Below are 22,195 nucleotides of genomic sequence, written 5' to 3'. Positions count from 1 at the left end.
TTGCGGCTCTCGGCGTTCACGGCGCCGCCTACATCAGTGGTCTGAGGAGAACTGAGATGGGAAAGATCGTCATCAGCGAGAACGTCTCGCTCGACGGGGTTGTTCAGGACCCGACTGGAGAGGAGGGCTTCAGACTTGGTGGCTGGTTCGGCCAGACGGAGGCCCAGGACCTGGAAGCGTGGGCCCAAGTCGCGTTCGCCGAGGCGCTCGGCGCCGAAGCGCTGCTGCTGGGGCGACGGAGCTACGAGTGGTTCGCCGCGCGGTGGCCCTCCCGCAGTGGTGAGTGGGCGGACAGACTGAACAGCCTGCCGAAGTACGTCGTGTCCTCGACCCTCGAGGTACTCGACTGGAACAACTCGACAGTCCTGAAGGGCAACGTGGTCAATGATGTCTCGAAGCTGAAGCAGGAGGTGGCCGGGGACATCGTCGTCTACGCCAGCGGCCAGCTCGTGAACACACTGCTGGAGCACGACCTCGTCGACGAGCTTCGGCTGATGATTTTCCCGACCGTGCTCGGCGCAGGCGACCGACTGTTCGGTGAGGTCAGCCACAGGAAACCGATGCGCCTCGTCGATACTCGCACCGTCGGTGACGGCCTCGTCTGCCTCACCTACGAGCCCGCCCGAGGGGCCTGACATCCATCGGGTCGTGGCCTCGGTCTATCTGCTGACGGACAGGTTCCCTGACATTCGGCTACCACCGGCCCTCACTGGCCTCGCCCCGCCTCACAGTGATGATTCGGCCGACAGCTTGAGCCTGGTACGTACGTCAGAGGGGCAGTAGGGTGCTGCGCGGCAGCCTCCGTTGCCCGGCCCTGTTCCGCCGGTCCTGCTTTGATCCCGGAGGGCGACTTTCCGTCATATGCCCTGCATCACAGGGTAGTTGCCCACTTATTTGAAGCCACGGCCTTTTGGAGGCTGTCAGCGAGTGCCGGTTGGTCCATGAACATCCGAGATCGCAACCTCCCCCGTCAGCATGTGAGTGGGAGGCGTCCAGACCTCCGGGATCGCGCGTGGGGGTGGGCCGGGCGGGGATCCTGCCAGCACGGTCACCCGTCCGGGAACGATCAGCTACGTACGAGTAGCACGAGGCCTGCGCTGAGGACACCGAGTGCAATGGCGGCGCTTTCGCCGAGGTAGTGCAAGTGGCGCCGGGGCCAGACGCGCGGCCGGCGAGAGCGACTCATCCTGTGTGTTGTAGCTGTCGCCGGCACATCAAGGCCTACGCTCCTTGCCCATGGCTTACGACGTGGATCTCGCCGACCGTATTCGGGAACTCATGGGCGAGGAGACAGGCGTGAGCGAGCAGCCGATGTTTGGTGGCCTCGCGTTCCTGATCCACGGGAACATGGCCCTCGCCGCCAACCGTGGGGAAGGGATTCTTGTCCGCGTGGGTCCAGCCGACGCGGACAAGCTCCTTGCCTCCACCAAGGCCCATGAGGCGGTCATGGGTGGCCGGACGATGCGGGGCTGGCTGCGGGTTGCTGCTGAAGACCTGCGAACCCAGCGCCAGCTCTCTCCGTGGGTGCGCAGAGGTGTCGATTACGCCCGTTCGCTGCCAGCCAAGTGACAGGGCCCCGCTGACGAGGCCGAGCCGCCTGTTTCGCTGCGGCGAGGCGGAACGGAACCGGGCGGGCAGGACGAGCGGTCGGCTGTCGCACTCTGCGGTCTGCTTTCATCAGGTGAGTTCCAGGCCGCCGTCGATGGTGAGGACTTGGCCGGTGAGCCAGGTCGTGCCGGGATCCGCCAGGCGCAGGATCCAGGTGGCGACCTCGTCGGGATCGCCGCGGCGGCCGAGGGGGATGCGGGTGGCTTCCTCCCGCTTGATCTGTTCGACGGTCGCTTCAGGCAGTCCAGCGGCAGCGAGCGCCTGGCTCTCGGTAGGGCCGGGGGCCAGTGCGTTGACGCGGATGCCGTCGGCGGCCAGTTCGACTGCCCAGCTGCGGGTGAGCTGTTCCAGGGCTGCTTTGGAGGCGGCGTAGTGCGCGGCGCCCGGCATCGGCCGGTGGCCGTAGGTGCTGGAGATGTTCACGATCGAGCCCTGGGACCGGCGCAAATGCGGCAGGGCGGCGTGGGCGAGCAGGCTGGGTGCGGTGACGTTGAGGCCGAAAAGCGCCGCGATGCCGTCGGTTGTGGTCTCGGCCAGCGGCATCAGTCTGGTGGCGCCGGCGTTGTTGACGAGAACGTCCAGGCGCCCCCACCGATGTGTCGCGGCCTCGATCACCTCCTGATGTACGTCTGAGGCGCACAGGTCGGCCGCGTGCGCGACGATCCCGGTATGTCGGGCGACCGTCTCCTCCAGGGCCTCCTTGCGGCGGCCGACGCCGAGCACGTGGGCCCCGGCGCGGGCGAAGGCGTGGGCGGTGGCGCGGCCGATTCCCGATCCCGCGCCCGTGACCACGACGACCTTGCCGGTGAAGTCTTCGTGCGCCTGAGTGGCCATCACATAACCTCTTCGTTCGACGTTCGTGAAACATCGAACAAGCTACCATGGTCGTCATGAAGCAAGCACGACACCCCGAGCCGGACGAGATGACCCTCATCGAGGTGATGGCAGCCCTCAGCGACCCGATCCGTGTCGGGCTGGCGCGCGTACTTGCCGACGGCCGGGAGCGAGGATGGGGGGAACTGCGCGCCCCCGTCGCCAAATCGACGCTCAGCCACCATCTGCGCGTGCTGCGCGACGCCGGCGTCACCCGAACCCGCCAAGAAGGCACCCGCTGTTTCGTCAAGCTGCGACGTAGCGACCTGGACGCCAGATTCCCCGGACTGCTGAACGCCGTGCTCACTGCCGCCCACAGCGATGACGTCGGCGACCGGGTGGGCCTCACCGACAAACCGTCCGCGGGCTGACCCAGGCGTGCCCGAGCGCGTCCCCGATTCCGAACGAGGGTGACATCACAACTGGCCGTTGGGAATGCGATGGGCACTGGCCCATTGCAAGACGCTGTGCTGCACTCACGAACTCTGAGCGGACATCATGAACCCAGGTTCCGGCACCGATTGGGCACCTTCGCGCAGGTAGCACCGGACCTTGCTCAACATGCTCGTGCCGCCGCTGAACACCACGGTTTCGTCCTGGTCGGGACGATCCGGCAGGACGGAACACCTCGAATCAGCGGCACCAGCCATCCTCGACGTGGAGGAAGCGCAACGCGAGGCGACCGCTGCAGCGATCGAGGCGGCAAGCGACTGGCGACCCCGCAGCACGTGGCGCTTCTTCGCCGTGACCCTGAACGCCGCAAACTGCATCGAGTGGCACGAGGACGAAATGACCTTGAGGCACTGGGACCATGTCAATGGGCTCCAGCCAACCGAACGACGCCGCCTGGACATCGAGGCCAGGTTACGTCCCAGTCGTCGAGTGACCTGCGGCCACAGCGCGCCGGACACCAATGGCCTGCCTGGCGGGAGGAACTCCGTGGTGACCAGGTACGTGGTGCCCGAACTGACCGGCACAGCGGCGGCCAGCGCGTTCGTCCTCAGAGTGCTACCGGCGAGCGGGGACGCAGTGAGTGAGACATGAGCCGCGTCCTCGCGGGCACTGGGCAGAGACTCGACGAGGCCGGCGTCAGGGGGCCACGTCGGCGTACGTTGTGCCGATCCGCAGGTCGTCCACCCAGTTGATGGCGGGCTTGTCGGCGATCTCGGCTCCGTAGGTGCCCCACTTGGGTTTGTTGAGCGTGTCCCAGGTGCGGCCGACGAAACGCTGGGAGCCGTCGTCGAACGTCTGCTTCCGTCCGTTGTAGTACAGCTCGACCCAGCCGCCGTCCGGTGAACTGGAAGTGCGGATACCCAGGGCGATGTGCTTCCAGTGGTCGATCGTCACGGGCGTGCTCCAGATCAGGTCCCAGACCTGTCCGGCCTCGATATGGAAGAGCTTCAGGACGCCCCCCTCGACCTTCATGAGCACCGGATAGTTCTGCTGGCCGTTCGGATACGACTTCCACTGGAAGATCGTCGCGGCGTCGTCCGTGTTCGTCGCCGTCGACCAGCCGAAGAAGTACGTGGAGTTGTTGCTGAAGGTGTACTCGTCGCCGTCGGCCCGTACGCCGCGCGCTTCACATCGCTGAAGCCCGCGCGGCTTGTTGAACTTGAAGACCTTGCCGCGGGTACCGCCGAAGTCGGAGACTGTGACACTTCCCGGTGCCTCACACTCGATACCGCCGAAGACACCCGTACCGCGGGCGGCGTCCCCGTCCCAGATCGTTGACGCGACGGCGGGGGAGGCGGTGACGAGGGAGAACGCGGCACCCAGGACGACTACGTTCCAGCACAGACGCTGCCTCATAGTGGCTTCCGTTCGTAGGCTGCTACGTACAACTGACGCGGACATCGGCCCAGTTGGCGTGATCGTTGCCGTTTCCGTCGGCGGCCGTGGTGGCGATCAGGCTGACGAACCGGGCGCCTTCGAGGTCGGCGTCGATCGGCACGGCCGGATCCCGCCAGGACAGCGTGCCGGTGTCGACACGCTTGGTGCCGTCCTTCCACACCTCGAAGGTCACCGTGCCGCGCTGCGGCGCGACGTCGTCCTGACTGTCGTCGACACCGACGCGGGCGGTGAGCCGGGAGCAGCGGCCGGCCGTGTAGTAGACGGCCTCGCTCCACGCGTGCGTTCCGAGCCCCTTGGCGTAGGCGGTGCCGTCGATGGTCAGCGGGGTGCCGTCGCCACGGGCCTGGTCGCCGTTGGCCATGTCGCGCTCGACGGGTCCCCAGCCGTTGGTGGAGCTCACCCACTCCGTGTCGCTCAGGTACGACTCGCCGGGGGGTGGGGCCTTGGCGACGGTGACGAGGGTGGTCGCGGTGTCCGCGACGGTACGGCCGTGCGGCAGGCGGTACCGGGCGGTCGAGGTGAGTCGGTACCGGCCGGGATCCAGACCGGCCGGCGGAGTGACCTGCCATCTCGTGGCCAGGGGCCGGTCTTCGCGCACGAACTGCGCCGAGGTCCGGTCCTGCGGCTTCACCGACCAGCCGGACGGCGCCTCCAGCCGCACGCGTGCGTCGAGCAGCGGTGTGCGGCCGAGGTCGGTGAGTCGGGTGCGGATCGTTGCGGACTTGCCGGGGGTGACCAGCGGCGCGGGAGCGCCGTCGTACAGCAGTGGCACGTCCAGGCCGAAGGACCGGGCGGGGGTGACGGTGTCGCCGGCCTCGGACGGGCGTACCCGGTGGATGACGACCCCGTGGGCCGGGACAGACGCCCGCAGGGTGCCGGTGGTGCGGGCTTCGGTGTGGGTGAACAGGTCCCGCAGTGTGTACTCCTCCGCCGGTGGCAGCCCCGCGTCCTTGGCCGAGGTGGAGATCGTCGCCGCGTAGTCGTTCTCGTTGTAGAGGGCCAAGGCGACGGAGCCGTCCTCGAGGGGCTTGGCGAGCACGTAACGTCCGCCCTCGGCGGCCACCACGTCAGCCTGCTTCCCCAGCCGGTCCTGGTTGACGTCGACCAACTCCCGGTTGAGCAGCAGCTCCATGGTGGTGTCGGAGGCCTTCGCGAGATCGGTGCCGGCCAGCAGCGGCGCGGCCATCATGGCCCACATGCCGAAGTGGGTGCGGTACTCCCGCTCGCTCATACCGCCGTTGCCCACCTGCAGCATGTCGGGATCGTTCCAGTGGCCCGGCCCCGCATGCTCGGCCAGAGTGAGGTTCTTGCGGATGATGGACTTGACGCTGTCCCAGTCGTCGGTGATGTCTCCAGTGGTGCGCCACATCTGTCCGCCGACCGAAGTGCCCCAATTCCAGGGCTGGTTGGCTCCCCATTCGCAGATGCTGAAGAGGATGGGACGGCCCGCTTCGGCGAGGGCCTCGCCCATGGCGCGGTACCGGTCGACCGCGGGGAGGCCCTCGTTGTTGCAGTTGTCGTACTTGAGGTAGTCGATTCCCCAGTCGGCGAAGGTCCGCGCGTCCGCCTTCTCGTGACCGAGACTGCCGGGATACCCGGCGCAGGTCGCGGTGCCTGCGTCCCCGTAGATACCGAGTTTGAGACCGCGGTCGTGGACGTAGTCGGCGAGCCACTTCATGCCTTGGGGGAACTTCTGCGGGTCGGCGACGAGCCTGCCCTGGGTGTCGCGCTGCTTCAGGCTCCAGCAGTCGTCGATGTTGACGTACTCGTAGCCCACGTCCTTCATGCCGTTTGCCGCGATGGCGTCGGCCGTGTCGGTGATGAGCTTCTGGTCGACGTCGCAGCCCACCGCGTTCCAGCTGTTCCAGCCCATCGGCGGGGTCCGGGCCAGGGACGGGGTCTGGGTCAACGGCGTTACGGTGGTGGCCGGTTCGGCGGGCGTGGCGGCACTGGAGGCCGGCGTCAGGGCAGCACCCAGCAGAGCCAACCCGAGCACGGCGGTCAGAACGCGTCTCATGGCGAGGAGTAAAGCCAAACTCGGATTGCCGCGCACCAAGGCTGTCGCCGATGGACTCGGAGAGTCCATGAAGCCGACGAGGAAGTCCATCCCGCGCGCCGCCGTTCATGCGGTGTGGTTGACGCACCTGGGCCGAAGCCAAGATGACCGTTCATCACCTCCGGTGCGGACCACGGGTGTCCGACCGGTCATCGCCACACCGAAGGAGTCGTGACGCCAGTGGCAGCCACCATGAGCAGGCGCGGCCGGATCCACACCGTCGTGGCCTTGACGGCCGTCATGGCCGGGGTCAGTTTGACCATGGCGCCGGCAGGCAACGCCGACCAGGCCACCCCGCAGCACGACGCCCGCGCAGTGGCGTCGACTCCACCGATGGGCTGGAACACCTGGAACACCTTCGGCTGCGATGTGAACGAGGACCTGATCAGGCAGATGGCGGACTCCCTCGTCGACTCGGGCATGACGTCAGCCGGGTACCGCTACGTGGTCATCGACGACTGCTGGTTCGACCCCGAGCGTGACGCTCAGGGCAACCTGCGTGCGGCACCCGACCGCTTCCCGCACGGCATCAAGGCTCTGGCCGACTACGTCCACGCCAAGGGCCTGCGGCTCGGCATCTACCAGGTGCCCACGGAAAAGACCTGTGCGCAGCGAGGCGGCGCCTACCCAGGGGAAACGGGAAGCCGCGGCCACGAGGTGCAGGACGCCCGGACCTTCGCCTCCTGGGGCATCGACTACCTCAAGTACGACTGGTGTTCGCCCGAAGGGTCGCTGGAGGACCAGAAGGCCGCGTTCACCACCATGCGTGACGCCCTTGAGGCGACGGGCCGGCCGATCGTCTACAGCATCAACCCGAACAGCTACCACGACGACAAGAACGGCGCGAGCTACGATTGGGGCCACATCGCCGACATGTGGCGCACCACTGAGGACATCAAGCCGGTGTGGAACACCGGTCACCACAACGCCTACCCGATGGGCGTCGTGAACATCGTCGACATCAACCGGCACCTCGCCGACCAGGCCGGGCCGGGACACTGGAACGACCCCGACATGCTCGAGGTCGGTGTCTACGACGTGGAGGGCTTCAAGGGCCTCACCGACACGGAGGCCCGCGCCCACTTCAGCCTCTGGGCCATGATGGCCGCCCCCCTCATCGCCGGGAACGACGTACGGGCGATGCCCGAGAAGATCCGGGCGATTCTGACCAACCGCGAGGTCATCGCCATCGACCAGGATCCCCTCGGCATCCAGGGGAAGCCCGTCAGGTCCAAGGGCGGACGGGAGGTATGGGTGAAGCCCCTGTCCAATGGCGACCGCGCCGTTCTGCTCTTCAACAGGACCAAGTCACCGAAGACCATCAGCGCATCCCTGCGCGAGGCGGGAATGGACGACGGCACCTACCGGGCCCGCAACCTGTGGACGCGTGAGGAAACGAGCGTCAGCTCCACCATCAGCGCGGATGTACCCGCACACGGTGTCGCCCTCTTCCGGGTGGGCCCCACCGAGTGACAGGTGGGGAGCGGATCGCGGACCCGATGCGCTGGAGACAGTCAAACGCGACGTCTGTCTGCGTCGACTCCCGCTTCCGCAGCGTTCACCGCCTGCCGCGCGGATCTGCCCTTCTGACGGTGGATCAGTCCGGCCGGACACAAGGTGCGTATCCTCTGCGCCACCGGGAACTGCGGCGATGCGCGACAAGAAGAACGCGGGCGCTGACGCCGTGAATCCTTGCGGGGGAGCCGGGGAGGGCCGATGACGTGCCGGTGAGCGCTCCTCTTCATCGGTGAGTGAACGTGAGAGGCGCCCGCCGCACTCAGGACGTCGCGGGATGCCCGGGCAGCGCACTGTTGTCGTGGGTTCGCTGAAGGTCGAATCCGGCCCGCAGCCACTGCTTCGGCTGCGGAGGAGTCGATCAGGGAGACCGCCTCGCCGCTGGAGTCTTCGTCGCGCTCAGTTCCGGGTGGTGGGCCTGTCGCTGTTCTTGTGCTCGTGGGGCTCCCACTGCCGCAGCACTGGCCACCATCGATGGGTGGCAGAGAGAACCTGTGCGCCACGAGGTGCTCTGTTCTGCCTACCTGGTTCATCCGGTCTGTCTACCCGGTTCATCCGGGAGGAACTTGCGCAGTCCACTCGCACGCCCCCCGTCTCCGGCGGGGATCATCGCCTTCCTCCCACGAGACTGCGGAAGTAAGGCCGGCGCCGAGCGTGGCTGTCAGGCGCCGGACCTGCGCGCACCAGGAGGCCATACGATGTCGACGGTCAGCCCGGCCGAGCGGGCGGCGGCCACGGTGTCCGCCGTGCCGCCACCACGGCCGGTGGGCGCGCTGCCGTCCCAGACGGCCAGCAGACAGTCCGCGCCTTGGAGAAGGCGGGAGTTGGCCGCTTCGTAGGCCGCACGTCCCGCGTGCTCGTACGGCATGATCACCATCTCGTCGGCGGCCTCGCAGAGTGCGTCGAACCTGATGAGGTCTGCCGGGGCCACTACCGCGTCCCGGTAGTCTCTGGACGGGATGATCGCCGACAGTCGACCGCCGAGGGCCAGGATTTCCTCGGCGAATACGGTGTCAGCGCCGCGGGCCAGGCAGGAACGCCCCACGAGTGTGTCGCCGCGCAGGCCGACCAGCAGTTCGTGCAGGGCCGTGCGCACCGCTCCGGCTGCCTCGTCGGCCAGGTCCATGTGACCGGTGACGGCGACCGTGACCACGCGCCAACCCCCTTCCGGCCCGGGCGATGTGGCCGTCACTCTATCCGGTGGCGGTCACCGATTGAGCCGATCGAGAGGCACGGACCATCGGCGCTTCACAGAGCCATGGTGGCGGCGAACCCCAGGACGTAGGCCCCGGCAAAGAGGAGAGGGATCCACCGCTCGACCCGGTTCAGCGGCAGATAGACGCGCCAGTCCCGGCCCTCGCCGAGAGCGCGCCACTCGGCGGCCACGAAGGTGCGCGCCGGCAGCCGCTCCTCCAGCGCGCCGATCACCTCGAACTTGCCCCGGTTCAGCTGGTGGTAGGAGCGGACGGTGAACCACCAGGTGACACACATGCCAAGGAGGACCAGCAAGGCTGCGAAGGCGAGGACAACCGACACCTCGCGGTGGCGTTCCTGGGACAACCAGGCGCCGAGGAAGGCGAGCAGGCCGGTGTGGAGGGTCAGGAAGAAGGTGTTGGCGAGATTGCGCCGGGCGCTGACCCGGTCGGCCATCTCCACGCACAGCTTGTACTGCTCGAAGATCGCGGCGTGATAGGTGGCCTTCGCGTCGTGATAGTTCTCCGAGCCGATGCAGTCGTTCCACAGTGAGTCACTGATTTCGGCCATCGAGGCATCTCCCCGTAGTCGTCCCGCTCCCCAACCCTGCTGAGAAGATACGTGCTTTGATCGCATCGTCGGGCATAAATCCCTTTGAAGGAAGGTGAGTTGCTTGTCTCGGAGCGAACCGCCGGCCGATGATGTCGAGGCTATGCTGTCGATCCCGCCAGAGAAGTTGCGGAGTCACCCACGGTTGCTGTACGTCCGGCGCGCGGGCGAGGCGGCCGCCAAGGCGTTGGCCTATGCCCGGGGCGGGGCCGAGCGGACGTACGACGACATCGCGTACCGCTATCTGTGCGCCTGCCCGCAGGTGCCGTTCCTCGCTGTCGAGACCCTGGCGGGCCGCGCCGAGCAGGAGCGGAAGCGGCAGCGGGCGGGACTGCCCACCGACCTGGCCCGGCTCAGTGGGCAACGTGACTTCCTCGCCCACAGGCACCTCGTCATGCCTGACGGGGAGTTCCGGGTCGGCATCGAGCGGGGGCTGCTGTACGCCATGGCCGAACCCGGAGGTGAGGTGGTGGGCAGGTTTCCCCTGACGGTTCGCCACCGCATGCTCGACGGGCTCAGCAAGCCGCAGGACGTGCGTGCCCAGCCCACCATGTCGGTCTGGACGCACCTGACCGATTCGCGCTGGCTGCCACTGGACGAGCTCATCCGGTACGCGCGCTTTCCGCAGATGCGTGAGGCGTCCCGGCTGGTGCGCGGTGTCTTCGCCGGCCGGCACCATGTGTTCGTCTCGCACCGCTGGCTGGACGAGGGACAGCCCGACCCGGACGGCACGCAGGCGCGCCTGGTCGCGTGGCATCTGGTCGCCTCGATGTGCGAAGCGGTCCGGGTCGCCCACCGGCGTGGACTGCACACCCCTCGTCAGGTCGCTCCCGCCGCGATGAACATGCCGGTCGGAGTGGCCGGATCGGACCTGGCGGAGTGTCTGCTGGTCGGGGTCCTGCGCGAAGTGCTGGACGACACGTCGCTCGCGCCTGTGGCCCAGGAACTGGAGCGGGTCGGCATGGACGCGGTCGAACTCGGCGCGGCCGAGGCGTCCGACGACATCGGCCTGGAGCGCCTGAGTGCCCTGCTCGACGCCCTGCCCGCACTCCGGATGCTGCTGGAGCGCATCCATATCTGGTACGACTACACGTGCGTGCCGCAGGCTCCACGCTCCCCCGAGGAACAGGGGCTGTTCCGCAGAACCCTCGAATCGCTGTTCCTGCTGCAGTTCGCCGGTCGCACCCTCGTACTGCTGGACGACGTCGCCGACTACCTGGGCCGGGCCTGGTGCAGCCTGGAGGCGGCGACCTCGCTGAGTTCCACGGCGGGCGGGCATCCGGACATCTTGCACACCGGTGGATCGGCGCGGCCGTCGGGCCCCGCGACGGACGCGGAGTCGCTGCGCAGCCTGGTGAACGACCGCCAACTCGTCATCTGGCGCGGGCTGCTGGACACAGAGGTGTTCCGGCTGCAGACCCGCGGGGAGTGCGTGCGCCGGCTCGGACTGTCCATGGCGGAGCCGGGCGACCTTCCCTACCTCTACGACCGCATGCTCTCCTTCGCGGTGCCGCACGGCCGGATGAGTCGGCAGGCCCTGGTGACGGGCGTTGTTCCGCTGCCGGACATGGGGGAGGGCAAGATCCTCATCCCCATGCCGGACTACTCGGGGACACAGCCGGTCGACGGCGGGCGGCCGGTCCGTGTGATCGGCTCCCTCGACGGGTGGGGTGGCCTGAACCTTCGGGGCTACACCGAGGAGCGGAAGGCCGACCCAGAGCCTCCCGACGTGACGCCGTACTGGCGCTTCCCCGACCTGGACACCACCGGCACCAGGCAGACCTGCCATGTCGCGGTCGTCGCCGAGTGCGAGGGGGAAGCCGTGCTCATCTCGTCCTGGGTACGGCGACACAAGGCGGAGCTGGAGAAGCAACTGCGCGTCACGTTCGTCTCGGGGAGCTGGACTGCGGTGGACCCCGTCCCGGTCGGGCACCTGCCGCACGGGCGGGTGCGGGCGCGGCCCGTCCGGGCCGACGTGTGGGTGGTGATGGGAAAGTCCGGCCTGGTCGCCAACGACGTGGGCCAAGCACTGTGCCGCGTGGCGTACGAGGCGCGACTCCCGGCCATCACCGTGTCCCTGGACCACACCGAGGAGAACGTGGAGCAGGTCGTCGGCGACGTGGCGCCCGGCGCACCGCACAGCGGCCTCCTGTCGGGGTGGGGTGACGGCTACGAGCACCCGTCCGGCCTGCTGTACATGCACTTGTACGGCCATCTGCTGCAGTGGGGGGCGTCGGTCCGGTGAAGGTTCCGCATCTGGGGGAGTACGTCGAAGGGGAGCTGGGACGTGTATTGCGCGCCCTCAGCGTGGCCGACCGCGATGGGAACCACGCCGGTTTCCGCGCACTGTGCCGACGGCACGCCGCGGAACTCGACGCCGACCGGGACGCATGGCTGAGCGTGCCCCGGGAACTGAGGGAGAGCTTCCGCAGCAACATGGACGGCATGCGGCCCTTCCTGCTGACGGCTCAGCGGATCGCGCGCGAGCTGGACGGGCTGGGCCGTCCCGCCGCGCTGCGCCAACTGTCGGGAGCCGACAAGCCGGGCCACCCGATGGAGAAGCTCCACGAGGCGGAGATCCTCGCCGAGGACGGGGAGTTCGAGGCCGCCGACGCACTGCTCCGCGAAGAACTCGGCGAGGGGCTGGCCGACGACCGCTGGGTGGCCGTCATCCACTCCCGCCTGGCCACACACGCGGCCAAGCGAAACGACCTCGACACAGCCATCGAGCACGCCCACCGTGCCCACGAACTGACCCGCCGCACCGGGAGCCGAGACGCGGAACGAGCCGCCGAAGTCCTCGAAGACCTGCTCACCGCCCGCGAGATACGCCGCGGCACCACCGACGGACGCCGACTGGGTGCCTGCCGGGAGGCCCTGACGCACGCGCAGCGGCTGAGCGACCGAGCCCTGTTCGTGGAGAGTAACCGGGCACTGCTGCGGCTCCTCGACGAACTGGACGCATACCCCGAGGACTCGCCCGCCCGCCGCTTTCTCGGCAAGCTCTGCGGCCTGCTGGGCCTGAACCACTTCCACCTCGGCGACCGCGACGAGGCCCGGGCATGGACCCGCAAGGGCCTGCACGAGTGCCGACGGCGCGGGGACCGCGTCGGCGAAGAAGTCTATGAGGCCAACCTGAAGGAGATCGTCCGTAGGAAGTAGTCGGCATTGCCCCAGGATGCCGAGCGCCCTCATGAGCAACGTTCTTGACAGCGGATCCCGTTCACGATGCGGCTGGGGCATCCCTGCGACGGAATCGCCCTCCTGGGGCCCTGCTTGTCCTGACGTGTGCAGTGCCACAGTAAAGCGCTGACGGAACACAACCCCGAAACGTCCAACGCCCTGACCCACAACGAGCCCTGAGAGGGCATCTGATCTAGGTAGTTGGTAGTTCGGGATGCTTCTGTGACTGCAGGGGTCGAGGGTCGTTGCCCCAGGGCAGAGTGCTCGCCGGCCTTACCGCAGTGATGTCTCCGACGCCCGATGGGCCCTGATCGATCCGGTGTTCGCCGCGTGGAGGGCCGGGCGCACTGGTCCGGGTGCGGCGGCGAGGGAAGAACCAATAGGTGGCACCACTCAGCAGGTACACCCCGGAGCTCCGGGAAGAGGCCGTCCAGATCTCCCTGCGGTCGAGCACGACCGTCACTGAGGCCGGTCGTGAACTCGGAATCAGCCCGGAAACTCTTCGAGGCTGGCTGTGAAGCACAAGCCGGCGGCGAGTACTGCACTGTCTCTTGGCCAACTTGTTCACCTGAGGGAACTCCAACGTCGAATCCTCGAAGTTGAGGGAGAACGCGTTCCGTTCGTGTGCAAGCGCCCCGATGCACATCCCGACCGCTGCCGCTTCCCATCGCCCTCCTACCGCCAGTGACTTGCCGGTAGGTGCGGAAGAAAGCAGACCGGGAAGCAGCTTCTCGTCGGTGGCGGCGTCCTTGGGCAGCTGCACGAGGGTGCCGTCGGCGTACGGCACCCGAACGGCCTCGCCCTGCCCGCCGTCGGAGCCGACCTCGCCCCAGAACCCGCCGTGCGGGCAGGAAGTATGCAGGCCCTCGCGGCAGTGGTCACACGTGCCGTCGGACCAGACGAAGGGCGCGACCACGAAGTCGCCCCGGCGTCACGCCACAGAACGTGAGACTTCGCGGGAGGCCACCGAGGCGGCGGAGAAGTCGCTGCGCGAGGTCCTGCCATGAGCACAGGCCGCCGGGATCGGGCCCGCCGAGATGGCCCGCCGCACCGGGTACGCCCGCAGCGCCATGACCAAGGCCCTCCATCAACTGGAGGCCGCTGTCCCCGGAGGGTCCACACCGCAGGAGTAACGGCCGCGGCCCAAGCACTCGCCTCGCCGACGACGGCCCCGGTGTGGGTGGTGGATACCGATCCGCCGGCGCCTTCCCCACTGCCCAGGTGGTGGTCCGTATCCGCCACCGTTGGCCTGCCGGATATCGCGCCCGCGCCACTGGCCGATGTCCCAGCCCGTGTCCGGAGCCGATCCGCAGCGATGGGCAACTGCCGTCTGAGGGCTTGTGTTTGGACATCGCGACGGTCGGCTTGAGGCTCAGCCGGCCGAGCGGGACCGGACAGCGGCCGACAGGAGTCGGCGACGGACAAGGGCCGACTCCTGCGCGAGCAAGACCCTCGATCACGAACTGCGACAGCTGGTGCAGAAACCGGGCAGGCTCCGCACCGCCGACCGTACTGCGGACGCCGCAGGTGCTACTCGCACTTCTCGCGTATGAACTGACGAACCGCGGATCCGCTGCTACACCGGCCCCCCCCGGCCCCGCGCCCCGCACCCCGCAGGGACAGCATGCCGGTGGTGCGGATACTGATCTCCCGGTCGGCGTATCCCTCGGCCCTGCGCTGGAACCTTTCCGCCCCGGCCAAGCCCGGCCGAGGGTGGCAGGGGCGAACTCCAGGGTGTAAAGCGACCTGCGACCCAGCCTGTTGGGAGATGGGGTGCGACCGGCCCGACCTGCATCCGGGTTCGTGCGGGCGCAGCGGCTGCGGCAGCCGCATAACCCCCATCGCCCCAGATCGGCCCGGTCAGCTCGACGGAGAGATCGCGCAGTGCCCAGGCCGGGTGGGTGATGTCAAAGCAGAGCGCGACCGATGCTTCCCGCAGTGTCCGCAACACACAGTGACCGCACTGCCGTTCAGCCGACGAAGGCCTTCACCTGGCTGTAGACCGTGGCGTCTGTGCGGAGTTCGCCGTGGCTGAGGCAGGCGGTCTCGGTGTTGGTGGCGCCGGTGAGGGCCACGCTGCTGTCGGGGTTGATGATGCTGTCACAGGGAGACCACCAGGTGGCGTAGCGGGAGACTCCTGGGGTTTCGTCACCGGAGTTGAGGGTGTTGAGGAAGGTGGAGCCAGGGCGCATCTCTGCACACGAGGTGTCGCCGCAGAGGTTGGCGGTGTCGGTTCCGTGGTTGGGGCCGCCCAGGGATATCCAGGCGTCGACCTGGGCGTCTCCGCCGAGGTTCTTGGTGTAGTAGCGGGAGGACAGTCCTCCCATGGAGTGCGTGATGACGTCGACCTTGGTGGCGCCTGTGGCGGCGAGCACGCGGTCGATCTCCTCGGCGAGTTGGGATGCGGTGGTGACGTTGGACTGGCTGGTGTTGTAGGTCCACTGGTCGAGGTGGGTGGCCGGCCAGCCGTCGGCTGTGAACCGGTCGGCCATGGTGTCCCAGGTGGAGCCGCTGGAGTTCCAGCCGTGGACGAGGACGATCGGGTCGGGTCCGGCTGCGGGCTCGGCGTCGGCCGCGGCCGGTGTCTGGAGGGAGACGGCGGTGAGTGCGGCGACGGCGAGCGTGGTCAGGGTGGTGCGAGGCGCGATGCGCATGACGGACTCCATGTCGGGCGAGTTGGAGAGAGGAGTCCGGTACCGCGGCTCGGACAGGAGTCCGCGGTACCGGGTGACTGCGTCATCCGGTGAGGCCTACCGGGCGCAGCGGTATGTGCGGCTCACGTACCGGCGCAGTACTGGGCTTCCTTGCCGATGGAGCGGTACATGCAGTCGGCGTTCTCCAGCAGTTGGAGTACGGCGTCGCGGTTGCGGCTGGTCTCGCGCCCGATCACCTCGTCGGGCGGGTAGAAGCCGCCGTTCCAGAACGAGGTCGGGTACATCTCGAAGGTGTAGCCGAAGATCTTGTGGGCGCCCCAGAGGTAGTCGTCGATCGACCCGTCCGTGATGTAGAGGTCGCTCGACTGCTCGGGTGTGTAGCCGTTGCTGGCGGCCATCTTCTGGCCGACCGAGGCGAACGCGTCGCGGTCGTCCTGGGTCATGCCCGGGGCGGTGTCGTCGGTGGTGTAGCCGTAGGGCCACAGCACCAGTTCGCTGTACGTGTGGAAGTCGATGGCCGCGCTGATCTGCTGCTCGCCGCCGATGACCCGAGAGCGGACGAAGTCGGCGACGGCCGTCACCTCGGGGGCCGACTCGGGGGCCGCGCCGCGGTAGGTGTCGGAGCTGGGGCTGCCGGAGGAGCCGCCGCAGCAGCCCCACTTGTAGTCCCAGTTGCGGTTCTCGTCCGTCCCGATGGCGGACGAACCTGCGTTGGGCTGGCGGTTCTTGCGCCAGTTCTTGTAGTCGCCGGTCGAGATGTCGTATTCGCCGCCGTCCGGGTTGAGGTCGGGGATGATCCAGATCTCACGGCCGTTGACGGCGTCGGCGATGCGCGTGTCGGTGGCGTAGTCCTCGCCGAACTCGCGCAGCAGATAGAGCGCCATTTCCACGGTGAGGTGCTCACGCGCGTGCTGGTGATGGGTGAAGAGGACCTCGGGCTCGTTCTCGTCCGTACCGACGTTGTCGCTGATCTTGATGGCGACCAGGTCCCGGCCCTCGTACGACGTGCCGATGACCTGCTTGCTCATGATGGACGGGTACTGCTGCACGCGCTGGTCGATCTCCGCCATCATCTCCGCGTAGTTGTGGTACTGGGAGTCGGACGGCGGGAAGTCCATCGGATTCACGGTGCCTTCGCCGGTGCGGTCAGGCGGCGCGGGCAGGGCTTCGAGCTTGTATCCGAGAGCACGCAGCTTCTTGGCCTGTGTCGTGTCGGCGCTGACGATGACGGTGTGGTCGCCCACCTCGTCGATGGCGACACCGGTGGCCGCCAGGGCAGTTCGGGCGGCGACGGTGGAGGGGCCGTGGATCTCGTACTGCCTGATGCTCTCTTCAGCGCTCACGGTCGGAGGCCGGTGAGGAGGGGACGGGGTGGCGGTCGCGGTGAGCGGCGTGGCGATCGCGAAGGTCAGTAATGCCGCGAGGACGGTGACCCTGCTGCCGTGCATGCGCAGTCGCATGGGAGCTCCTGGAAGTGTGGGGGTCGTGCCTGGGCAGGGCTTCCGGCGGGCGCCACAGATGCGGGCGCCCGCCGGAAGTCAGGCGTGTTCCACGAGGGTCAGAACAGCGAGTGGAGGAGCTTGTTCGGGGAGCCGGACTTCGGGTCCTGGACCTTGCCGTTGGTGGCGTTGTTCACGATCGCGTCGCGGACCTGGGCCGGGCTGGCGCTGGGGTTGTCGGCCAGGTAGAGGGCGGCGGCTCCGGCGACGTGGGGTGCGGCCATGGAGGTGCCGCTGATGGTCTTGGTGGCGGAGTTGCTGTCCTTCCAGGCGCTGGTGACGTCCACGCCGGGGGCGAACAGGTCCAGACAGGTGCCGTAGTTGGAGAAGGAGGCGCGCTGGTCGGAGCTGTCGGTCGCGCCGACGGTGACGCCTTCGGCGACCCGGGCCGGGGAGACGTTGCAGGCGTCCTCGGGGAAGCCGAAGATGTTGCCGTTGCCGGCGGCCAGGGAGTAGGAGACGCCGGAGGCGATGGAGTTCTTCACCGCGTTGTCGAGCGACGTGCTCGCACCGCCGCCCAGGCTCATGTTCGCCACGGCGGGCTTGGCGGCATTGGACGTCACCCAGTCCACACCGGCGATGACACCGGATGTGGTGCCGGAGCCTTCGCAGTCCAGGACGCGGACGCCGACGACTGCGGCGCCTTTGGCCACACCGTAGGTGGAACCGGCGGCGGTACCTCCCACGTGGGTGCCGTGGCCGTTGCAGTCGTTGCCGTTCTGGCCGTCGCCGACGGTGTCGGTGCCGATGGACGCGCGGCCGCCGAACTCGTTGTGGGAGGTACGCAGTCCGGTGTCGATCACGTACACATGGACGTTGGAGGCGGTGGTGTTGTACGTGTACGTGCCGCTCAGCGGCAGATCGCGCTGGTCGATGCGGTCGATGCCCCAGGTCGCGTTGGGCTGTGTGTCGGTGAGGGCGACCTTCGCGTCCTGTTCGACATAGGCGACTCTGGGGTCGGCGGCCACCTTGCGTGCCTGGGCCTGTGTCATCTTCGCGGAGAAGCCGTTCACCGCGGTGCGGAACACGTGCGAGAGACGGCCGTTGCCGCGCCGCGTCAACTGGTTCGCGACCGACGGGGTGGACGTCGTGCCGTCCTTGAGGACGACGATCCAGCTGTTGGCGATGGCCGTCTGCTCGGGTGCGAGACGGACGTCGCCGGTGGGAGCGGCGGCACTGTGGGCCGGGGAGCCGACGAACTGCATACCCGCCGCGAGTAGAACTGCGGGTATCAATGCGCTCATTCGGCGTGTGAGGGGTCGCATGGGTGGGGCACCAGACCTTTCGTCGACCGGATCACGGACACGTACGGACTGACTGCCTCGCACCGGACTTTCCGGGTCGGAGCACACGGTGCGGAGCACGGCTGCGCTGAACCGTTCGGGTGCGGAGCGAGGTAACAGCGCCCTGGAACACCTGCCGCCCCCTGTGCGTTGCGACACGGTCTCTGAACGAAGCCCCGTTTCTCCCCCCGCCCGGAAGCGGGACAGTTTCCGGGCGGGGCTCCGCCTTGCACCACAACTGTCAACAGGGAATTCGAACGCTGTTACCTCGCGGTGGGAAGTGTGGCCGCAACCCGAAGGTGCGTCAAGAGCCCTGTGAGGACTGAGCGTTGGGCGCTACGTGAGGGGCTGGACCGGAGCGTGCCCGCCACGCCTGCGCGAGGTCCACGACGTCGGGCCGGCAACGCCGCAGCCCTGCTCATCGCGGTCGCGCCCGCAGGTGCTGCTGGAGCCGTGTGCCGGGATCGGGCTGTCACCCTCGGCGGTGACGACCGGGCGACTCCACCCAGGACCTGGCGGCCCTCCGTCACCTGGGACCTGCGGGAGTTCGTCGGCGGCGGGCGGGGCTCCACCCCCTGCCGGGCATACGGAACTCAGGCTGCGGAGCCGACGACGTAAGGCCGGCGATCGGCCTGGCCGACCTGGCCGACGCCTCGTTTCGGATCGTCGGCGAGTGAGTTCTTTCCGGCCAGATTCAGACTGTTAACAGAGCAGGTCACAGTTGTTACGTCAGTTGGCACAGTGACGGGTTCACGCCCGTCCGCAGCCCATTCCCCTGGCGGCCCGGAAATCTCCGCTGTATCTGCATGGGCATGGCAAGCCTGTTCCAGACAGAGCGGTGTGAGTGCCTCGGAGCCGCGGGAGCCACCGCTCAACCAACCGGTGAGAGAAGGAGATGCTCCATGACATACCTCTCGAAGCTCAGTGCTGCCGCAGCGACCACGGCGCTCGTCCTCGCGGCGTCCTCGGCGGCGAGCGCGGTCGGAAACGTGGCTGATCAGAAGGTCGATGGAAGCTTCACGATCGGAGATATCGCCTGCAGTTGGACCGGCGGAAGCACGAACGCCAACCCGCCGAACTCCCTGACCGTCGACCGGAGCACGGTCAACCAGCCGGGTGGCAACCTCAGTTGCGGCGAGGGCGCCAGTGGCACGCTCAACAACGACCCGACGTTCACCTTCGATGACGCGAACGCCCTCGCGACCTCGGACACGATCGACATCTCGGGCAGCCAGGGGGTCTCCTGCCGCTACTCAGCCGCCAACGTCCAGTGGGACCGGCAGGGAACGACGAGGCAGTACACGAACAGGGCGTTCACCGCCCAGAAGGTCTCCGGCGGCCCGCTGTGCCCGGGCACGGTCGACGCCGACCCCGCCGACGCTTCCGTCACCTTCAACTGAGCCTCCGTTGTAGCCGTTGCGGAGGGGGGCCGATCGGAGGTCGGGCCGCATGGGCCGCCCTCCACCAATGAACAGTCGCCTGCCACGGCAGACGAGCGGCCCCTACGCACACCGGTCGGCGACACCCCTGTCATCGGGAGGGTGCGCCGCAAGGCACCCCGTCGCTAGCCGCGTTCCCAAGCCGTCAGGCCGCGGCGGTAGATTTCCGCAGCTTCCGCCGTACGCCCCCATGCCATGAGCCGGTCGCCGAAAAGGCGGCAGGTCAGGCCGGTCTCGTAGGCGGCACCGACGCCGGCGTAACGTTCGAGTGCGGAGCGGAACAGCTGCTCGCTGTCGGCTTCTTCCCCGATGTCGGCCGCTGTCTGGGCCTCGATCCGGTCGAGTTCGGCCGCCTGCTCCGGATCGTGACTGCGCCGAGCGAGGGTACGGCACTTCCGCACGAGGTCCATCGCTTCGTCGGTGCGGCCCAGCCGACGCAGCACCTCGGACAGTTCGGCGTTGGCATTGACGAGGCGAGGCAGCGCTCGTGTTGCCGTGAAGTGCGCGGTCGCCTCACGGAGACTCGCCTCGGCTGCGCCGAGATCGCCTCGGCAAGCGGAGAGATATCCTCGCGCGAAGTGGCACATACCGACCTCGGTGCGCAGGCCGAGGTGTTCGTTGAGGGTCAGGGCCCGGGCCAGTACCCGTTCCGCTTCCGTGTAGCGTGACTGCACGACCAGAACACGGTTGATGTGGTAGTAACCCTGGGCGAGTATCTCGGAGTCGCGGACGCGCGCAGCGATCCGCAGCGCTGCGTCCGCAGCTGCCGCGGCCCGGTTCAGGTCGCCCCGCTCCACATGCGGCAGCACGGTGGCAGCCCGCAGGGAGAACTCCGCCTCAATCTGCCCCGTCAGCTCAGCCTCCCGCAGATGCTCCTCGGCGAGGGTGAGCGCCTGGTCTATCGCACCGCGCGCGAACAGCCCCCCCATGGTTCCGACGACAGCTTGGAGTCTGGACCTGAGCGGTGCGCCGCAGAGTAGTTTCTCTGCCCGCGTGAAGAGCGCGACGGCCTGGTCTGGGTCACCCTCGTGGCGAGCGATCATCCCGAGTCCGCACCGCGCCTGTGCGCCAACTTCAGGGTCCTGGCGGCGGTCAGCCTCCGCCATGGCCTGCTGGTAGGCCTCCCGCGCTCTGTCGGTCTCGCCGCCGGAGAGGGCGATCCGTGCGTCCGCGAGAGCTTGGCGCAACTGCCCGCGGATGCCGGGCTCGTAGTCGAAGCAGAGATCTTCCGTCCTGACACCGAGACGGTCGGCGAAGTGCGCCACGGCACGAGGTGACGGAGTGCGCTTGCCCGCCTCGATAGACGAGACGTAGGCACGAGTGAACGAGTCCCCGGCGAGGTGGGCCTGGGTGGCGCCTTCCACAGTACGCAGCCGCAACAAGCGTGGCCCGATCCCTCGAACGTCTGCTCCCATGGGCAACGCGTCGTCGGACATGTCCGTCACTGTAGCCCCTCCTCATCACCCGTTCGCGCCACCTTCGACTTCGGGCGACAAGGACGGGGAAGCCGGGCGACGCGTGGCGTTCCTCGGCCTCCCGACCGACGGCCGCAGCGTTACCGCGGAGCAGTGTCAGCCTACGAGATCGCGGCCGAACTCGGAGTACCAGCAGCGGTGTTCGTTCCCACGGGGGTAGGGCGAGCTGCCGTTCGGTGTGGGAACGGGATTCGCGGAGCTGCACCGGCTGGGGCTGACCGATCGGATGCAGCGTCTGTTCGCTGCGAGTCCGCGGTGGACTCTCGCCACGGCAGTACGCATCGGTGTCCCCGGCGACCAGGGGCGACGTCGGCCCGACCGAGGCCTACAGCATCCACCTCCACCTCCATGATCTGGGTCAAGGAGCTCCCGCGGAGCCCGTGTTCACGACTGGCTGGGGTGTGCCCTGCGCGAGTGCTGGATGATCTCGCGGGCCACGCAGACGAGGGCGGCGTTGTCCGGGGCGGGCATGGCGTCGGGAAGGTGGAGCACGTCTTCCAGGCCGATTCGGGGTATCGCCGAGATACGTGACACAGGGGCAATGAGTTGATCCTGAAGCTCTGAAGGCCGCCGTCACCCGGCGTCGGGGCGGGCGAAGTAGCGTCTGGCGTGGGCGCCGACGGCGGCGACGCCCGCCGCGGGCGCCTCGCGTTCGCTTCGGGGGATCTGACGGAACCAGTCACTCCGTTATCGCGAGGATCGTGGGATGCGTGAGCTTCCTCGAGCCAAATCGACGCCAATTCCTCTTCGGGCTTCTCTGCGCCGATTAGCCCTTCGATCGAGGAGCGAAGGGATAACACTACGCCCATATATTCCGCCTCTTTGAAAGCCTGCATCACCGAAATGGGTGTGCTGACCCCTAGATCGTAATCTTGGTGAAAAATGCGCCTTCGCCAGGCAGGAGATCGGATCTGTCATTAGAGCTCTGGCGCGGTTACGATGCGATCCTTGGCCGG

General features: G+C 67.9%; 18 protein-coding genes and 1 pseudogene. 9 read left to right on the top strand and 10 right to left on the bottom strand.

All coding sequences use genetic code 11. The features are described 5' to 3' along the window. Nucleotides 1–56: 56 nt before the first annotated feature. Both QIT00_RS03270 and QIT00_RS03265 read left to right on the top strand, forming a co-directional pair. Entirely contained in the window at nt 57–635 is a 579-nt protein-coding gene (locus QIT00_RS03270; RefSeq protein WP_282533521.1) for a dihydrofolate reductase family protein, read from the top strand. A 601-nt stretch (nt 636–1,236) separates the two neighbouring features. Next, complete coding sequence (locus QIT00_RS03265; protein ID WP_282533520.1) at nt 1,237–1,569, top strand: TfoX/Sxy family protein; 333 nt, start codon at nt 1,237–1,239, stop codon at nt 1,567–1,569. Between the two features lie 108 nt (nt 1,570–1,677). Here QIT00_RS03265 and QIT00_RS03260 read toward each other — a convergent pair whose 3' ends face one another. Then, the gene (locus QIT00_RS03260) at nt 1,678–2,442 is read right to left on the bottom strand and encodes an SDR family NAD(P)-dependent oxidoreductase (RefSeq protein ID WP_282533519.1); all 765 of its coding nucleotides are present in this window, start codon (nt 2,440–2,442) and stop codon (nt 1,678–1,680) included. A gap of 56 nt (nt 2,443–2,498) precedes the next feature. Here QIT00_RS03260 and QIT00_RS03255 point away from each other — a divergent pair, with 56 nt between their 5' ends. Beyond that, a complete protein-coding gene (locus QIT00_RS03255) occupies nt 2,499–2,852 on the top strand; it encodes an ArsR/SmtB family transcription factor (protein WP_408909716.1) in 354 nt (117 codons plus the stop codon). A gap of 181 nt (nt 2,853–3,033) precedes the next feature. After that, complete coding sequence (locus QIT00_RS38880) at nt 3,034–3,525, top strand: hypothetical protein (RefSeq protein WP_408909715.1); 492 nt, start codon at nt 3,034–3,036, stop codon at nt 3,523–3,525. A gap of 45 nt (nt 3,526–3,570) precedes the next feature. Here the strand turns inward: QIT00_RS38880 and QIT00_RS03245 are convergent, their stop codons facing one another. Next, nucleotides 3,571–4,290, bottom strand: a complete 720-nt coding sequence (locus QIT00_RS03245) for a heparin lyase I family protein (RefSeq protein WP_282533517.1) — start codon at nt 4,288–4,290, stop codon at nt 3,571–3,573. Between the two features lie 22 nt (nt 4,291–4,312). Then, nucleotides 4,313–6,349, bottom strand: a complete 2,037-nt coding sequence (locus QIT00_RS03240) for an NPCBM/NEW2 domain-containing protein (protein ID WP_282533516.1) — start codon at nt 6,347–6,349, stop codon at nt 4,313–4,315. A gap of 219 nt (nt 6,350–6,568) precedes the next feature. Between QIT00_RS03240 and QIT00_RS03235 the strand changes: the two genes are divergently transcribed. Next, nucleotides 6,569–7,861, top strand: coding sequence for a glycoside hydrolase family 27 protein (locus tag QIT00_RS03235; RefSeq protein ID WP_282533515.1), 1,293 nt, complete (start codon nt 6,569–6,571; stop codon nt 7,859–7,861). Nucleotides 7,862–8,564: 703 nt separating this feature from the next. Here QIT00_RS03235 and QIT00_RS03230 read toward each other — a convergent pair. Both QIT00_RS03230 and QIT00_RS03225 read right to left on the bottom strand, forming a co-directional pair. Further along, a complete protein-coding gene (locus QIT00_RS03230; protein ID WP_282533514.1) occupies nt 8,565–9,056 on the bottom strand; it encodes a hypothetical protein in 492 nt (163 codons plus the stop codon). 95 nt (nt 9,057–9,151) lie between these two features. After that, on the bottom strand, nt 9,152–9,667 hold the full coding sequence (locus tag QIT00_RS03225) for a RipA family octameric membrane protein (protein ID WP_282533513.1): 516 nt from the start codon (nt 9,665–9,667) through the stop codon (nt 9,152–9,154). Nucleotides 9,668–9,851: 184 nt separating this feature from the next. Here QIT00_RS03225 and QIT00_RS03220 point away from each other — a divergent pair, with 184 nt between their 5' ends. The 3 genes from QIT00_RS03220 (at nt 9,852) to QIT00_RS38875 (ending at nt 13,407) form a co-directional block, all read left to right on the top strand. After that, entirely contained in the window at nt 9,852–11,951 is a 2,100-nt protein-coding gene (locus tag QIT00_RS03220; protein WP_282533512.1) for a hypothetical protein, read from the top strand. After that, nucleotides 11,948–12,868 carry a hypothetical protein gene (locus QIT00_RS03215; protein ID WP_282533511.1) on the top strand — a complete coding sequence of 307 codons (921 nt, stop codon included), beginning with the start codon at nt 11,948–11,950 and terminating at the stop codon, nt 12,866–12,868. Before QIT00_RS03220 ends, QIT00_RS03215 begins: the two co-directional genes overlap by 4 nt. Nucleotides 12,869–13,272: 404 nt before the next feature. Further along, nucleotides 13,273–13,407 carry a transposase gene (locus QIT00_RS38875; RefSeq protein WP_408909714.1) on the top strand — a complete coding sequence of 45 codons (135 nt, stop codon included), beginning with the start codon at nt 13,273–13,275 and terminating at the stop codon, nt 13,405–13,407. Between the two features lie 190 nt (nt 13,408–13,597). On the opposite strand, the pseudogene QIT00_RS03210 reads toward QIT00_RS38875, so the two are convergent. The 4 genes and pseudogenes from QIT00_RS03210 to QIT00_RS03195 form a co-directional block, all read right to left on the bottom strand. Next, nucleotides 13,598–13,820: pseudogene (locus QIT00_RS03210) on the bottom strand (alcohol dehydrogenase catalytic domain-containing protein); the annotation flags it as partial. 1,039 nt (nt 13,821–14,859) lie between these two features. Beyond that, entirely contained in the window at nt 14,860–15,543 is a 684-nt protein-coding gene (locus tag QIT00_RS03205) for an esterase/lipase family protein (protein WP_282533510.1), read from the bottom strand. Between the two features lie 122 nt (nt 15,544–15,665). Continuing rightward, nucleotides 15,666–17,003 (bottom strand): M14 family metallopeptidase, encoded by a 1,338-nt coding sequence (locus tag QIT00_RS03200; protein WP_282533509.1) that lies wholly within the window; start codon nt 17,001–17,003, stop codon nt 15,666–15,668. 98 nt (nt 17,004–17,101) lie between these two features. Beyond that, complete coding sequence (locus QIT00_RS03195; protein WP_282533508.1) at nt 17,102–18,286, bottom strand: S8 family peptidase; 1,185 nt, start codon at nt 18,284–18,286, stop codon at nt 17,102–17,104. Nucleotides 18,287–19,227: 941 nt separating this feature from the next. Here QIT00_RS03195 and QIT00_RS03190 point away from each other — a divergent pair. Then, nucleotides 19,228–19,725, top strand: coding sequence for a hypothetical protein (locus QIT00_RS03190; protein ID WP_282533507.1), 498 nt, complete (start codon nt 19,228–19,230; stop codon nt 19,723–19,725). Nucleotides 19,726–19,889: 164 nt separating this feature from the next. Here the strand turns inward: QIT00_RS03190 and QIT00_RS03185 are convergent, their stop codons facing one another. Further along, nucleotides 19,890–21,200 carry a helix-turn-helix domain-containing protein gene (locus QIT00_RS03185; RefSeq protein WP_282533506.1) on the bottom strand — a complete coding sequence of 437 codons (1,311 nt, stop codon included), beginning with the start codon at nt 21,198–21,200 and terminating at the stop codon, nt 19,890–19,892. Nucleotides 21,201–22,195 lie beyond the last annotated feature (995 nt).

The sequence above is a fragment of the Streptomyces luteolus genome, assembly GCF_029968015.1.
GTDB classification, from domain to species: Bacteria; Actinomycetota; Actinomycetes; order Streptomycetales; family Streptomycetaceae; genus Streptomyces; species Streptomyces luteolus.
The sequence above is the reverse complement of the archived record's forward strand: the minus strand, read 5'-3'. Positions and strand labels throughout refer to the sequence as shown.